We start from the raw sequence: 14,258 nt of genomic DNA, 5'->3' as shown, positions 1-14,258 counted from the left end.
CGGACCGGAGCGGTGCGAACGACGAAAGCTTGGCACCGATGAGTGAAAACCTGAAGAATCTCCTTGAAACGGCCGTACCGTCCCGCCGTGGCCTTATCGTTGCCGCGCTGGCAGGAACCGCGGCGGCCATGACCGGACTGTCGCCCGCCGTCGCGGCGACGACCGTTGCGGCGTCGAACGGATTCACATTCCAGGGCGAGAACCGCAGGCTCGGCACATCGAGAAATCAGCTGCCGACATCGTGGGGGACCAGCGGTGCACTGCAGGGCTTCCTCGGGCAGCACGCGTCCACGGCCAAGCAGCGGGTCGTCGACCTGTTCGTCAATTCCACCCAGAAGACCTTCCAGGTGAAGGCCTACCGGTTGGGAAACTATGCCGGGCTGGGCCAGCGCCTGGTCTGGTCCTCGCCTGTAACACCAGTCGTTGCGCAGGCCCCGGCCACCGTGGACCCGGCCACCCGGGCGACGTTCTGTAACTGGAAAGTCAGCCTCAAGGTGGACACCTCGGCGTGGCCCGAAGGATTCTACTACCTGGTCCTCTCCGCCCCGTCGCCCTGGTACTCCCGGACCCCGTCCCCGCAGGCCCACATGATCCCGCTCGTGGTGGAATCGGCGTCCCTGGCCGGCAAGGCCGTGCTGGTCTTCAACGACCTGACCATGCAGGCCTACAACAAATGGGGCGGGGCGTCCCTGTACACCGGGCGTGACGGCAAAGTACCGACCCGGTCCCTCAAGGTCTCGTTCGACCGGCCCTACGCCAATCCTGACGTGTTCGAGACCTACAACGTTCCGATGATCCGCACCGCTGAGAGCATCACCGACAGCCGGGTGTCGCTGGGCTACACCACCGAAGCACGGCTGGCTGGAAACCCCGCTCTCCTCACCGGAGCGGCCGCGATCCTGTTCTCGGGCCACTCCGAGTATTGGTCGCACGGACTGCGCCGCAGCGTCGAAGCAGTACGGGACGCCGGGACAAACGTGGTGTTCTTCGGTGCGAACAACGTTTACTGGCGCATCCGCACCGAACCCTCCGCCCTCGGACCCGACCGCCTTGTCGTGTGCTACCGGGAAGCTGCGCTGGACCCCCTCGCGTCGGCGCACCCGGAGCTGGCCACCACCCGGTGGCAGGATGGCCCCTCCCCGGAGCCGGCGTGCTCGCTGACCGGAAGCATGTATGGGGACCTCGGCGTCACGGGCTTGTTCACCGTCACCGAACCCTCGTTCTTCGCCTTCCAGGGAACCGGGGTCAAGCGCGGAGCGACGTTCCCGGGCCTGATTGCAGGGGAGACTGACGCCAACTGCAACCTCCCGTCCCAGCCCGGCAACCTCGTGATCTTCTCGCACTCACCCGCGCCCGGTTCTTACCGAGCCAAGGACTGGAGCGACGGCTCCATTTACACCACCAAATCCGGATCGGCCGTCATCAATATGGCCACAACCAACTGGCTGGCGGCCCAGTATGACCCCGCCGTCCCGGCCCGTTCACGCGACTTCGCCGCCCGGGTCACCCGCAACATCATCACCGCGGCCGCCCAGGGGCCCATCGGGCAGCGCTACGGGGGGACGGCCGTCTAAGCCCCGGGAAGGAGTTCCGACCTGGACGTGGTGCGCCGGCTCGGTATCCCCTACGCTGACACCGGAGCCGACGACGATGGGGGTAGGGAGCAGCGATGAGTGAGCAGGGGGAACCGCATCCAATTCCGCTGCGGAAGCATGAAGAGATGGCCGACCATCAGGCCCTGCCTCCTGGCTGGCACAACCCGAGTCCGCTGCCCCCGGGCTGGGACGCGAGCCAGGTCCACACCTACCCCTCCTTCCAGGACCCCCGTGCCCGCGTCGCCCCGCCGATCCGGCCCTTCCGGGGCGCGCTCAGGGTCACCGCAGCCCTTACCGTCGGCGCGCTCCTGTTCACCTTCAGCCTCTACCTGCATGGTTACCTGAAACCCTCAGCGTTCCTCGGCGGCCCCGCGCAAGCTCCCGCCCCCGCGCAAGCTCCCGGCAACAGTGACACCGGCCCCCTGATTTACCACACCGGCCCGGACCCCGCCGGGTCTCCGGCACCGGCTGACGCTGACGGCTCCGTGCCCCTCACCGGCTACCCGACCCCGGGCCGTGAAGAGGCCTCTGCCCCGCTCGGGCGCCCCGCACCGGTGCCTGCCAAGTCCGCAGCCTATACCTTCATGGACAAAGGCGATGACGGGCAGCCGGTCAGGTACGACCCGTGCCGGCCCATCCACTACGTCACCCGTGCCGCCAACCAGCCATCGGACGGAGCGGAACTCATCCAGCAGGCCATCTCCGCCGTCTCCCGCGCGACCGGGCTGGTGTTCATCAACGACGGGCCCACCACGGAGGCGCCGTCAGCGCAACGCGACCCTTACCAGCCGGCCCGGTACGGTGACCGCTGGGCGCCGGTGCTCATCGCCTGGGAAACCACCGCCGAGGAGCCCCGCTTCACCAACCCCGACGAGGGTTACACCATCCTGGGCATCGGAGGCAGCGAGGACGTCAGCATCGGAGACACCGGCTACACCTACGTCAGCGGCCAGCTGAAACTGAACGCGCCCGCCCTGCACTCCATCATCGAAGATGAAGGCCCGGCGCAGGCCCGCGGCACCATCGAACACGAACTCGGCCACGTCGTGGGACTGGGCCACGTCCAGGACCCGTCCCAACTGATGAGCCCGACCGACTCCGCCGGCTTGAACAGCTACCAGGCCGGGGACCTCAACGGCCTGGCCATTCTCGGCCAGGGGGAGTGCCGGCCCGGGATCTGACCGGGGGAGCCGGGGCGGTCCTGCCCTGCATGAGAACACAGCTCATGATCACCGTCCGAGGGGATTCGGGGACCGGCGGTTTCCCTTCCTGTCAGGGGGTGATGCCGGCTCTCCCGGCCGGGCTTGGAACCAGGGAGCCTTTCAGCGTCCCGCTCTGTACTGTCGGCGTCGATGATGCACTCGGCGACGGAGTCGGAGCCTCCGTCGCCGGCGCCGTGGGAGAAGGCGTCGAAAGCGTGACCGTGAACTTTCCGTCCGGGCCATGCGTCACCGAGCCGTGTTCGAAATCCACCGCCGTCCCGCCAGCCACGGCGTGGACGCCGCTCATGGGGTATCCCAGGGCATCCAAGTCCGAGGTGCTGACTCCATCCATCCAGGCGTTGGGCAGGTAATGGACTCCTGCGCCGGCCTTGTAGAAGATGCCGCCGTTCTGGAACCACTGGCCGGCAACGGAGATGGCTCCGGTCACTTCATCGGGTTGGCCGGTAACTTCGTTGCCGGAGATGTAGCCGGTGACTTTGACGCCGCCGGCCGCGAGGTATTCCTTGTAGAAGTCCCCAAGCACGACGTGGGCGTGGCCCGGGTCCTCGTTGAAGACGGGGACCCACACGCCGTTCCAGGAGATCATGCCCTGCTCGAAGTTCTGGTAGACGTAGCTTGCCCCGGCGTCCCGGACGCTGATCTCACTTGAGGTGGGGAACCCGAGCAGGCCGCGCTCTGCACCGGCCTGGGCGTACAGGGAGCGGACCGCACCCAGCGTGGCGTGGGCGCCGCGGGACGCGGTCCAGTAGATGATCCCGCCTTTGAACTGCTGGTAGACGCCGCCTCCGACTGTTGCCTTTTCCTCGGTGATCGGCAGCCCGAGTTTGCCGGCGTCGGAGCCCTGGCTTCTGTACTCGCCGAGGATCCCGCCACGCACCGAATGGGCGCCGGTTGCCCGCGACCAGTAGATGATCCCGCCTTTGAACTGCTGGTAGACGCCGCCTCCGACCGTTGCTCTTTCCTCGGTGATCGGCAGTCCGAGTTTGCCGGCGTCGGAGCCCTGGCTTCTGTACTCGCCGAGGATCCCGCCACGCACCGAATGGGCGCCGGTTGCCCGCGACCAGTAGATGAGCCCGTACCGGAAGTTCTGGACCCGGTCCGCGTGGCCACTGTACTCGTTGGAAGTCGGGGCTCCGAGGGTGCGCCCCTGGGAGTTGTAAAGGGAGCCGATGGCTCCGCCGGTGGTGTATCCGGCCGCGTCCGCGGGCACAGATGCGGCGACGGTGCTGCCTGCGAGGGCCAGGACGGCCATGGCGAGCGAGAGCGGGCGGTGCATGAACACTGCAGACCTCATATTTTCCGCAGCGCATAGCGCTGCCTCGAACCGGTGATGTCGGGCTTGACGCCGGCTGAGACAGTTCCCCCGCCTGATTGTTTCCCCCAAGGAGGACAATACGTGCAACTCACTAATTTATGCATATCGAATCGGGATCAAACAGGGGTGGATCCGGAGGGGATCTTTGTCGCGCGTGAGGATTTCCTGCGACGCCCAACGGATTTTCCTGGTGACCGGCTCCGACGGGTTCTGCCTTAGCCTTGGTAGTGACACGAGGAGAACAATGACCACCCTGAAAGAACGCCTGCACGCCGACGTCGTGAGCCACATGAAGGACCGCAACAAAGTTGCCCTCACCACCGTCCGCAACGTCCTGGGCGAGATCGAAACCCGCGAGAAATCGGGCAAGACGCCGATCGTGCTGGATGACGCGCAGGTTACCTCGCTCCTGCAAAAGGAAGCCGCCAAGCGCCGCGACACGGCCCGCATCTACACCGAGGCCGGCGAGACCGAGCGTGCCGCCGCCGAGATCGCCGAGGCTGAGGTGATTGAGGCCTACCTGCCCAAGGCGCTCACCGCCGCGGAGGTCGAGGCCATCGTGGACGAGGCCATCGCGGCGCTCAAGGCCGACGGCGTCGAGCTGTCCCTGCGCCAGCTGGGGGCCGTGATGAAGCCCGTCACCGCCAAGGTGGCCGGACGTTTCGACGGCAAGGCCGTCAGCGAAATCGTGCGCAACCGTCTCGCGCAGCAATGAGCCTGATCCGGCTGCACGACATCGGGGTCCGGTTCGAGAACGCACAGATCCTCCGCGAGGCGTTCTTCCGCCTGGAACCGGGGGACAGGGTGGGCCTGATCGGGAAGAACGGTTCCGGGAAGACGACCATACTCAAGCTGATCCTGGACCAGGTCTCCCCGGACGCCGGGACGGTCACCCTGGAGCAGGGCACCAAGGTGGGGTACTTCTCGCAGTTTTCCGAGCTGGATGGCGAGGCGGCCATCCTCGAGGTCCTTGACGGGCTGTTCGTCGAGATCAAGGCTGCCGAGGCCGAATTGGCGGACATTGACGCGGCTATCGCGGCAGACCCTGCCGGCGACGAGCTGGACCGGCTGATCCGCCGCCAGGCCGAGCTGTTCGAGGACATGGACCGTCTCGACGGGTGGGATTACACGCGCCGCATTGACACCGTCCTGACCACGCTGGGGTTCAGCGAGGCTCACCGCACGTGCGCCATTGACGAACTCTCCGGAGGGTGGCGCAACCGCGCCGCCCTGGCCAAGATCCTGCTGGAGGGCCCGGACGTGTTGCTCCTGGATGAGCCCACCAACTACCTGGACGTGGCCGGCGTCGAATGGTTGGAGAGCTGGTTCCGCGACTACCGCGGTGCCGCGATCATCGTCTCGCACGACAGGAAGTTCCTCGATGCCGTGGTCACCCGGATCATCGAGGTAGAAAACTTCCATCTGCACGAATACCCGGGGAATTTCGCCGAGTACGTTGTCCAGAAGCAGTTCCGGCTCAAGACGCTCGAGGCCCAGTTCGTCCATGAGTCCGAGCTCCTGGCCTTTGAAGCCGAGGGCATCGCCGACCGGCGCGAGGCCGCCAAGGCTGCCAGCCGCGGGCTGGGGAACCAGCTGGCCAAGATCAAGAAGGCACGCACGCCCCGGCCGGTCGACCAGATCGTCACGGAGATCTATGGCGGCCTGCATGTGAAGGACGTGCTCTGCCGGGTAGACGGCCTGGCCAAGTCCTACGATGACAAAGTGTTGTTTGAGGACCTGAGCTTTGAGATCCGCCGCGGCAACAGGATCGTGGTCCTGGGCTCCAACGGCAGCGGCAAGTCCACGCTGCTCAAAGTGCTGACCGGGGAGGAACCGGCGGATTCCGGTGATGTGGTCTGGGCCAAGGGGCCGGGTTTCGTTTCGTACAACAAAATGCTGGACGAGCTCGACGACGCCGACACTGTTTCGCACGCGGTCAACGCGCTGCCGGACAGCCTGGCGTTCAGCGCGACGAAGAAGTCCGTCAACAGGTTCCTCGCGATGTTCCAGTTCTCCGAGGCGGACCTCAAGCAGAAGATCGGGAACCTCTCCGGCGGGCAGAAAGCACGCGTCGCCATGGCGCAGTGCCTGCTGTCCGGGGCCTCGGTCCTGCTCCTGGACGAGCCCACCAACCACCTGGACATGTCCAGCACCCAGGTGATGGAGCGGGCGCTGCTCCATTTCCCCGGGGCCGTGGTGGTGGTCAGCCACGACCGGTTCTTCACCGAAAAGATCGCCAACCGGCAGCTTGTGTTCGGCAGCGACGGCTCGGAGCCCGGAGAGGTCGACGTCCGCGCCGCCTGAAGGAACTGTCGTGACGGACCGAGACTTGGCGCTGCGGGGCTCCGCCACGGCGGTCGGCCTGCCGCCGAGCGGAGACGGCCGGTCCGCGGGATAATGAGAGCATGACCGACCAGCAGCAGGACCGCGACCCGTGGGAAGAGTTTGACAGGCTCAAGCCCGCGGGCCCGGACCGCGTTGCCGGCTACCCCGGAGGCGAGCCCCAGGGCTTTGGTTTCCGGACCGGCGTCCGCAGCGCGCGTGTGGCCTTCGGGTTTGCCGTCTACTCGTTGGCGCTCGGCAGCATCCTGGTCCTCACCGGGGCTGTCGTCTTCATCGGCAGGGGGAACTGGCTCCTGCTCGGTCTCATGGTGCTGATCGAACTCGTCTTCGTCCTGGCCTTCCGGCGGCTCGTGGCCCAGGCCCGGAACCGGCGCTCCTCCAGTTAGGGCACGGAATGGCTCCGGACCGGCGCCCGCGGCCCGGACCGGCGCCCTTCGCCCGGTGCCCGCGGGCCGCTCCGCTAGAGCCAGCCCTTCTTCTTGAAGATGACGTACATGAGCGCCGCCGTGCCGATCATGAGCCCGATCGCCATTGGGTAGCCCAGGGTCCAGTGCAGCTCGGGCATGACGTCGAAGTTCATGCCGTAGAGCCCGGCCACGAAGGTCGGTGCGAAGAAGATCGCGGCCCACGATGAGATCTTCTTGACCTGTTCGTTCTGTTCCGCGCTGGCCTCGTTCTGGCGGTTGGCGGTCAGTGTCCCGTCCAGGGTGAGCGCGTTCTGCAACAGGTCCCGGAAGGAATCGGCGCGGGAAATCAGCCGCTCCACATGGTCCTCGACGTCGCGGAGGCTGTGCTGCAGTTCGGTGTTCACCATGTACTTTTCGAAGCCACGGCGGAGTTGGTGCATCATGGCCGGCAGCGGATGGATGGCGCGCTGGAAATGGATGACCTCGCGGGCGAGTTCGTAGATGCGCCGGGACACCAGCGGGTCGCCGCTGAAGAGCTGGTCCTCGATCTCGTCGATGTCGTTTTCCAGCCCGGCCACCACCGGCCCGTAGTCATCCACCACCTGGTCCATGAGTGCGTACAGGACGGCCTCGGGGCCGTGGCACAGCAAGTCCGGGCGGCTCTCCAGCCGGCGCCGGACGTGGCCCACCACTTTCGTCTCGGCGTGCCGGACCGTGACCACGAAGTTCCGGCCCGTGAAGACGTGCAGTTCGCCGAACTCCACGGTCTCGGTCTCATCCAGATACCGGGCAGGACGGAGCACCGTAAACAGGTTGTCGTCGTACCGTTCCAGTTTGGGGCGCTGGTGGGCCGAGATCGCGTCCTCCACGGCCAGCCGGTGCAGTCCGAATTCCGCCGCGACGGCTGCCATTTCGTCCGGCGTGGGCCGGTACAGGCCAATCCAGGCCATGCCGCCGTGCTCTGCCAAGGTCTCGAAGGTCTGCTCGAGGTTCCGCGGCTCGGCGCTGCGCTTGCCATCCACGTAGACGGCGTTGTCGATGATAGTCACCGGAACATTATCCAGTGTTTGCCTGTTGTTCGGCGGAAGCGGCCCGGCGCGACGCCGGCCGGCCGGGGGCGAGTGCGCTGCCCTGGGCGAGCCTGCTGATCAGCGGCTCGGTGCGGTAGGGGATATGGGTGTGCAGCGCCAGGACGGTTTCCGTGCGGATCACGCCCTTGATCCGAAGAATGGACCGGAGGGCGGCCTGGAGATTGTGGGTATCCGTCGCCACCACGCGGCACCAGACGTCGCCTCGTCCGGAGATCTCATGGACTTCCAGGACCTGGGCGATCAGCCTGAGGGCGCCCACCACGCCGTCGAGCTCCCGGTGGTTGACCTCGATCGTCACGAACGCGACGACGTCGTATCCCACCGCCTCGAGGTCGATCTCACGGCCGCCGTCGTGCAGGATGCCCGAGCGAAGCATGCGCCGCACGCGCGACTGGGCGGTGTTCCGCGCGATGCCCAGGGCATCGCTGAGCTCGCCGATCTGGATCCGCGGATCCCGGATCAGCTCCAGCAGGATCTTCAAGTCGGTGGGGTCCAGACTGTTCAAATCATCACTCCGGTTCACTTCAACAGTCAGAGAATGACTGTTTTGCTCAATTTTGGCACAGAATTTGGCTATCCAGATCATTGGTATTGCAGTCTGTAGGTATAAATCTTTCGACCGGGCCGTCGGTGTTCCCCACAGGGAACACATGCGGCCCGATTTCATGCAAGGGCACGGACATGACAGTCTTCAGCGAACTCCGCATGCGCCCGGCTACAGCTGACCGCTGGGGCTGGGATGCTTCCACCACCGCGCGGCTCGTCATGGCAGGCGTGGTGATCTTCACGCTGCTGGTCGGCGCGAATCTTGCGACGCCGCTGTACCCCCTGCTGCAGGCAAAGCTCGGCATTACGGCGCTCGACGTCACGGTGGCGTTCTCCGCCTATGTGCTGGCGCTCGTGGCAACCCTGGTCCTGGCCGGTCACTGGTCCGACCACATCGGACGGCGCGCGGCCCTGGTGCTGGCGGTCCTCGTGGGCCTGGCCGGCGGTTTCGTCTTCGCCACCGCGGGCAGCCTTGCGGCATTGTGCGCCGGCCGCGCCCTGCAGGGCGTGGCCGTGGCGCTCGCCACCGGCGCCAGCTCGGCAGCCCTGCGCGAACTCCTGCCCAGCCGGCCGGAGTGGGCCTCCCGGTTCACGCTCCTGGCCTCGGCCGGGGGCGTCGCTGCCGGCCCTGCGATCGGCGGAATGCTCTCGCTCCTGCCCGGCCCGACGTCGACGCCGTACTACCTGCACTCCGTCGTCCTCGCGGCCGTGCTGGTGCCGCTCTACCTGCTCAAGGCACGGCCCGCGATCACCCTTCACGCCGGCCCCCAGCCGCTGCGCGTTCTGGCGCCGCGGCGGCCCTCGGTCTCGTCTGACGCGCGCGGCGCCTTCTGGCTGGCGTCGTCCGTAGGCTTCCTGAGCTTCACCGTCTTCGGCTTCTGCCTCTCCCTCGCGCCCGGCTACTTTGCCCAGATTGTCCACGCCGATTCACGGCCGCTGATCGGCCTCCTGGCCGGACTGACGCTGGGCTCCTCGGCCCTGAGCCAGCTGCTGGCTATCCGGGGACGGTTCGCCGTGCCCGCCGGCCTGGCGGTTCTGGGCGTCGCTGTCCTGCTGATTGCCGCGGCCGCCGCCGGCAGCAGCCCGTGGCTGCTCATCCTGGCCAGCATCGCGGCCGGCGTGGGACAGGGCGTGGCCTTCCGCACAGTGTTCAACGATGTGGCCGGCAAAGTGGAGGCCGCCCGGCATGCCCAGATCATCAGCACCGTTTACGTCATCACGTATCTCGGGAGCGCCTTCCCGGTGATCGGGCTGGGGCTCGCGGCCGGGATCGTGGGGCTGCAGGCCGCCGTCGCCGGCTTCGTGACCGTATGCGCCGCCGCCGCGCTGACCCTGGCGGCCATCACGCTGCGGAGCGCGCTGCGCCGTCGCGCCTGAGCCGGCTGGCCTGCGCCGTCGGGCTTGCGCCGGGGGTCCCTGGACGCCCGCGGGATCAGCGGATGCCGCGGGAACGGTTACGGCAGGGGGCCGTGGTTGCCCTGGATGTGGTCGAAGACCAGCGTTGTTTCGGTGTGGCCCACGACGGGGTCGGTGGCCAGGTTGTCCAGCACCCAGTCGCGGAGGTCCTCGGTGGTGGCAACGGCGATGTGCAGCAGGTAATCCACCGACCCGGAGGTGTGGAAGGTCGAGAGCACGGCCGGGAGGTTCGGGACCCGGGAGGTGAAGCGGTCGATCTGTTCGCGGTCGTGGGCGCGGAGCCGCACGGCGATGAGCGCCTGGACCGAGCGGCCGATCGCGGACAGGCTCAGGTTGGCCTCGAAGCCTTCGATGATGCCGCGCTCCGACAGGGCGCGGGTGCGCATCAGCGCCGTCGACGGCGCGATCCCCACGAGCTCTGCCAGCTGCTTGTTCGAGATCCGGGCATCCGCGACGAGGGCAGCGAGCAGGCGCTCGTCGATCGCGTCCAGCGGCTCGCCGGCTCCCGGCCGAACATTCTTCGCACTGCTGCTCACGGATCCTCCATCTGGTGTTGTGAGTTCATCATAAACGGCAATATCCGACAGTTCCATTCAGAACCCCTGTAAAACCTCGAATTATTGCCAGATACTTGCGGAATTCAATGGCGAATGTTCGTAAGGAGTTACGGTGCTCTCTCAAGATTCACTGGCGGTACACGCAGGACGGGACGGGCTCGCGGAACTGGGCGTGCACGCGGTGCCCATCGATTTGTCTACAACGGCGCCGCTGCCGTCCGTGCATGACGGCGGCCTGGCCTACGAGCACATGGCCACCGGCGGGTCCCACGTGGAGGGCCAAAGCACCGTCTACCAGCGGTTGTGGAATCCCACCGTGGCACGCTTCGAGTCAGGCGTCGCTGTCCTGGAAGGCACCCCCGAGTCGGTCGCCTTTGCCACCGGAATGGCGGCGCTGAGCGCGGTGCTCCTCGCCGTGGTGGCAACGGGCAAGAGGCATGTGGTGGCCGTGCGGCCGCTCTACGGCGGCAGCGATTACCTGCTCGCTTCCGGGGTCCTTGGCAACGAGATCACCTTTACGACGCCGGAGGGCGTCCGCTCCGCGCTCCGGCCGGACACGGGCCTGGTGATCCTGGAGACGCCGGCCAACCCGACCCTCGAGCTCGTCGACATCGCCGCGGTTGCCGCCGCCGCCGACGGGGTGCCGCTGCTGGTGGACAACACGTTCGCCAGCCCGGTGCTGCAGCAGCCCTTCAGGCACGGCGCCGCCATGGTCCTGCACAGTGCCACGAAGTTCCTGGGCGGCCACGGCGACGCCATGGGCGGCGTGGTGGCCGCAGCCCCTGAATGGGCGGTGCGCCTGCGCCAGATCCGGGCCGTGACCGGCGGAATCCTGACCCCGTGGCCGGCCTACCTGCTGCACCGCGGGCTGGCAACGCTCCCCGTCCGGGTGCGTGCCCAGCAGGCCAGCGCCGAGAAGGTCGCAGTGGCGTTGTCCGGGCACGGGCTCGTCAAGCGCGTCTACTACCCGGGGCTGGCCGAATGCGACCCGCAGAGCCTCATCGGCACGCAGATGTCCGGCCCGGGGTCTCTCATGGCCTTCGAACTCGCCAGCGCCGAGCACGCCGAACGCATCCCGGCCGCCGTCGGCATGATCACGCACGCCGTCTCCCTTGGAGGGATCGACACCCTCATTCAGCACCCGGCCGGGCTTACCCACCGGCCGGTCGAGGCCTCGGCCAAGCCGCACGCGAGCCTGCTGCGGATCTCGGTGGGACTGGAGGACCCGGCCGACATCGTTGCCGACCTCGTGCAGGCGATCGAGGCCACCCGGTAGCTGGCGGCCCGGGGCCTACCGGGACGCGGCGGCCGGGCCGGTTCCGGCGGCGGGCGCGGATGCCGGATGCGCGACGGCGGTGATCACCGCCGTCGCGCCGGCCAGTCCAATGACCGTCAGGGCCAGGGCCGTCCAGCCGAGGCTCTGGAACACCAGGCCGCCGGCCCAGCCGAGCACGCTGGAGCCGAGGTAGTACGCAAGGTTGTACAGCGAGGCAGCCTGCGCCCGGCCGGTCGTGGCGATCAGCCCGGTCCAGCCTGAACCGATGCTGTGCGCTGCGAAGAATCCGCCGGTGAACAGCAGCAGCCCCACCAAAATCGGGACCAGCAGTTGGGTGAGCGTCAGGGCCAGGCCGGCCGCCATCAGCCCGGTGCCGGCGATCAGGACTGTGCGCCGGCCGAACCGCAGGGTCAGCCCTGCTGCCCAGCGCGCCGAAACGGTGCCGGAGAGGTAGGCCAGGAAAATCAGGCTGATCGCGGTGGCGGGCAGGCTGAACGGCGCCCCGGAGAGCCGGAAGCCGAGGTAGTTGTAGACGGCCACAAAGCCGCCCATGAGCAGGAACGCCTGGAGGTACAGGGCCAGCAGCCGGGGGTTGCGGGCATGACCGGACAGCGTGCGCAGGGCCCCCCGGAAGCCGCCCGCCGCTGCGGCGGTGAACCCCCGGGCCCGCGGCACGAGGAGCAGAAACACGACGGCCGCCGCGGTGGCCAGAACGGAGACCGCAAGGGCCGCGGCCCGCCATCCCCACAGTTCGCCGACCGGTCCGGCGACCAGCCGGCCCGCCAGGCCGCCCAAGGTGGTTCCGGCGACGTAGCTTCCCGCGGCGAGCGCGGCGTGGGCCTTGTTGACCTCTTCGTTGAGGTATGCGATCGCGATGGCCGGGATGCCGCCCAGGGCCATGCCCTCCAGCATCCGCAGCCCCAGCAGTACGGGGAAGCTGGGGGCCAGGGGGACCAGCAGGCCCAGGATGGTCGCCGCGCTGATGCCCCACATCATCGCCCGGACCCGGCCAATCCGGTCGGCCAGGAAGGACCACGGGAGCACCGTCAGGGCCAGGCCCACGGTGGCCAGCGAGATCGTCAGCGCGGCCTCAGCGGCCGATATCTTCAGATCCGCGGCCAGGATGGGGAGGACCGCCTGGGTGGAGTAGAGCTGGGCGAAGGTCGCGACGCCGGCGAAGGCGAGCCCGGCGAGGATCCGGCGGTATGCCTCGGAGCCCTTCGGATGACCGGCCCACGTGACGGGTGCGGGCGCGGGACTCAACACCGGGCCCGGCGCGGGCCCGGGGCCGGGGCCGGGCGTGGTGGTGGAGGTGGCGGATAAGCGAGGCATGCCTTCAGCGTAGAACCTGCCCGAGGGATGCTTCCAATGCATGATTTCCATAGAATAGATAGCAAATATGGAATAGTGCGACGTGCGGGCCGGGGTGGGAAAGGTGGCGGGTAAAGCGTGGACGCAGAACACAAACAGCTGGTGCAGCTGCTTCCCCTCCTGCCGCTGCTGGCACAACTCGGCCGGACGGAGCACATTACCGAGACTGCGGAGCTCCTGGGCCTGCCACAGTCGACCGTGAGCCGGGCGGTTGCGCGTGCCAGCGCCATCGTGGGGACGGACCTCGTGATCCGGGACGGCCGCGGCGTGCGGCTGACTCCGGCGGCGAAGTCACTTCTGCCCCACATTGAAGCGGCCCTGGCCGAGTTCCAGACGGGCCTGGCTGGGGTCCGGCACGAATCGGACGTGGTCCGGGGCCGGATCGCCGTGTCGTTCCAGCACACCTTCGGCGAGGCCATGCTGCCGGTGCTCATCAGCGCGTTCCGGAGCCGGCATCCGCAGACAGCCTTTGACCTCAGCCAGGGATCCCGGGACGGCTGCCTCGCCGAACTGGCCGCAGGATCCGCGGACCTGGCGCTTACCGCCCCGGTTGCCGTCCCGGGCAGGAGCATCGGTTCGGCCGCACTGTACCGGGAACCGCTCCGCCTGGTGGTGCATCACCGGCATCCGCTCGCAGGCCGCCGTCGGGCACGGGTTGCCGATCTCCGCCAGGAGCCATTCGTCGCGATGGGACCCGGCTACGGCATGCGCTCGCTGACCGATGCGCTGTTCCGGGAGGCCGGATTCCGCCCCCGCATTGCCTTCGAGAGCCAGGACTCGCACACCGTCCGCGGGCTCGTCTCGGCAGGGCTGGGCGTCAGCATCCTGCCGCCCGGCGGTTCCGCACCCGGCCGGCACCTCCCGCCGGCAGGCGAGGGACCAGACACCGGAACCGACCACGGCGGCCTTGGGTGGGTGGAGATTCCGCTGGATTCGGCCCTGGCGTTCCGCGAGATCGGCCTGGCCTGGCGGGAACGCCGCGGGGGAGCGGATGCCAGGGCCGATGCCGAGCCTGACCCCGTGCGGCTGTTCCGCGAACTCGTGCTGCGGGACGGCCCTGAGCTCCTGGCAGGATTCGTGCGCGAACGCTCGGGAAGCTGAGCCGGGCGAGCCCGGAC

At 67.9% G+C, this 14,258-nt stretch carries 13 protein-coding genes; 8 read left to right on the top strand and 5 right to left on the bottom strand.

Features of this window, described 5'->3' with window-relative positions; genetic code table 11:
* Positions 1 to 38 precede the first annotated feature (38 nt).
* On the top strand, positions 39 to 1,574 hold the full coding sequence (locus AB4Y72_RS04605; RefSeq protein ID WP_441425002.1) for a N,N-dimethylformamidase beta subunit family domain-containing protein: 1,536 nt from the start codon (positions 39 to 41) through the stop codon (positions 1,572 to 1,574).
* Between the two features lie 146 nt (positions 1,575 to 1,720).
* Positions 1,721 to 2,776, top strand: coding sequence for a matrixin family metalloprotease (locus AB4Y72_RS04600; protein WP_441425001.1), 1,056 nt, complete (start codon positions 1,721 to 1,723; stop codon positions 2,774 to 2,776).
* Positions 2,777 to 2,867: 91 nt separating this feature from the next.
* Here the strand turns inward: AB4Y72_RS04600 and AB4Y72_RS04595 are convergent, their stop codons facing one another.
* Positions 2,868 to 4,094, bottom strand: a complete 1,227-nt coding sequence (locus AB4Y72_RS04595) for an LGFP repeat-containing protein (RefSeq protein ID WP_441425223.1) — start codon at positions 4,092 to 4,094, stop codon at positions 2,868 to 2,870.
* A gap of 283 nt (positions 4,095 to 4,377) precedes the next feature.
* On the opposite strand from AB4Y72_RS04595, the gene AB4Y72_RS04590 reads away from it, so the two are divergent.
* From AB4Y72_RS04590 to AB4Y72_RS04580, 3 genes are all read left to right on the top strand, one after another.
* A complete protein-coding gene (locus AB4Y72_RS04590; protein WP_441425000.1) occupies positions 4,378 to 4,848 on the top strand; it encodes a GatB/YqeY domain-containing protein in 471 nt (156 codons plus the stop codon).
* The gene (locus tag AB4Y72_RS04585) at positions 4,845 to 6,437 is read left to right on the top strand and encodes an ABC-F family ATP-binding cassette domain-containing protein (protein ID WP_441424999.1); all 1,593 of its coding nucleotides are present in this window, start codon (positions 4,845 to 4,847) and stop codon (positions 6,435 to 6,437) included. The genes AB4Y72_RS04590 and AB4Y72_RS04585 overlap by 4 nt, the downstream gene beginning before the upstream one ends.
* A 101-nt stretch (positions 6,438 to 6,538) precedes the next feature.
* Complete coding sequence (locus AB4Y72_RS04580; protein WP_441424998.1) at positions 6,539 to 6,862, top strand: hypothetical protein; 324 nt, start codon at positions 6,539 to 6,541, stop codon at positions 6,860 to 6,862.
* 74 nt (positions 6,863 to 6,936) lie between these two features.
* Here AB4Y72_RS04580 and corA read toward each other — a convergent pair whose 3' ends face one another.
* Positions 6,937 to 7,932 carry a magnesium/cobalt transporter CorA gene (gene corA, locus AB4Y72_RS04575; RefSeq protein WP_441424997.1) on the bottom strand — a complete coding sequence of 332 codons (996 nt, stop codon included), beginning with the start codon at positions 7,930 to 7,932 and terminating at the stop codon, positions 6,937 to 6,939.
* A 7-nt stretch (positions 7,933 to 7,939) separates the two neighbouring features.
* A complete protein-coding gene (locus AB4Y72_RS04570; RefSeq protein ID WP_441425222.1) occupies positions 7,940 to 8,479 on the bottom strand; it encodes an Lrp/AsnC family transcriptional regulator in 540 nt (179 codons plus the stop codon).
* A gap of 176 nt (positions 8,480 to 8,655) precedes the next feature.
* Here AB4Y72_RS04570 and AB4Y72_RS04565 point away from each other — a divergent pair, with 176 nt between their 5' ends.
* Positions 8,656 to 9,897, top strand: a complete 1,242-nt coding sequence (locus AB4Y72_RS04565; protein WP_441424996.1) for an MFS transporter — start codon at positions 8,656 to 8,658, stop codon at positions 9,895 to 9,897.
* Positions 9,898 to 9,974: 77 nt separating this feature from the next.
* On the opposite strand, the gene AB4Y72_RS04560 is transcribed toward AB4Y72_RS04565, so the two are convergent.
* Positions 9,975 to 10,472, bottom strand: a complete 498-nt coding sequence (locus AB4Y72_RS04560; RefSeq protein ID WP_441424995.1) for an Lrp/AsnC family transcriptional regulator — start codon at positions 10,470 to 10,472, stop codon at positions 9,975 to 9,977.
* A 133-nt stretch (positions 10,473 to 10,605) separates the two neighbouring features.
* On the opposite strand from AB4Y72_RS04560, the gene AB4Y72_RS04555 reads away from it, so the two are divergent.
* Positions 10,606 to 11,769 carry a trans-sulfuration enzyme family protein gene (locus AB4Y72_RS04555; RefSeq protein WP_441424994.1) on the top strand — a complete coding sequence of 388 codons (1,164 nt, stop codon included), beginning with the start codon at positions 10,606 to 10,608 and terminating at the stop codon, positions 11,767 to 11,769.
* A 15-nt stretch (positions 11,770 to 11,784) separates the two neighbouring features.
* Here AB4Y72_RS04555 and AB4Y72_RS04550 read toward each other — a convergent pair whose 3' ends face one another.
* Positions 11,785 to 13,101 (bottom strand): MFS transporter, encoded by a 1,317-nt coding sequence (locus tag AB4Y72_RS04550; protein ID WP_441424993.1) that lies wholly within the window; start codon positions 13,099 to 13,101, stop codon positions 11,785 to 11,787.
* Between the two features lie 117 nt (positions 13,102 to 13,218).
* Between AB4Y72_RS04550 and AB4Y72_RS04545 the strand changes: the two genes are divergently transcribed.
* Positions 13,219 to 14,241 (top strand): LysR family transcriptional regulator, encoded by a 1,023-nt coding sequence (locus tag AB4Y72_RS04545; RefSeq protein WP_441424992.1) that lies wholly within the window; start codon positions 13,219 to 13,221, stop codon positions 14,239 to 14,241.
* The last annotated feature ends 17 nt before the right edge of the window (positions 14,242 to 14,258 follow it).

The organism is Arthrobacter sp. YAF34, assembly GCF_052113245.1.
Classification (GTDB): Bacteria; Actinomycetota; Actinomycetes; order Actinomycetales; family Micrococcaceae; genus Arthrobacter.
This window is presented reverse-complemented; position numbering and strand designations above follow the sequence as displayed.

Coding starts and splice junctions, on each gene's coding strand:
- AB4Y72_RS04605 (WP_441425002.1), top strand. CDS start 39: ATGAGTGAAAACCTGAAGAATCTCCTTGAAACGGCCGTACCGTCCCGC.
- AB4Y72_RS04600 (WP_441425001.1), top strand. CDS start 1,721: ATGGCCGACCATCAGGCCCTGCCTCCTGGCTGGCACAACCCGAGTCCG.
- AB4Y72_RS04595 (WP_441425223.1), bottom strand. CDS start 4,094: ATGCACCGCCCGCTCTCGCTCGCCATGGCCGTCCTGGCCCTCGCAGGC.
- AB4Y72_RS04590 (WP_441425000.1), top strand. CDS start 4,378: ATGACCACCCTGAAAGAACGCCTGCACGCCGACGTCGTGAGCCACATG.
- AB4Y72_RS04585 (WP_441424999.1), top strand. CDS start 4,845: ATGAGCCTGATCCGGCTGCACGACATCGGGGTCCGGTTCGAGAACGCA.
- AB4Y72_RS04580 (WP_441424998.1), top strand. CDS start 6,539: ATGACCGACCAGCAGCAGGACCGCGACCCGTGGGAAGAGTTTGACAGG.
- AB4Y72_RS04565 (WP_441424996.1), top strand. CDS start 8,656: ATGACAGTCTTCAGCGAACTCCGCATGCGCCCGGCTACAGCTGACCGC.
- AB4Y72_RS04550 (WP_441424993.1), bottom strand. CDS start 13,101: ATGCCTCGCTTATCCGCCACCTCCACCACCACGCCCGGCCCCGGCCCC.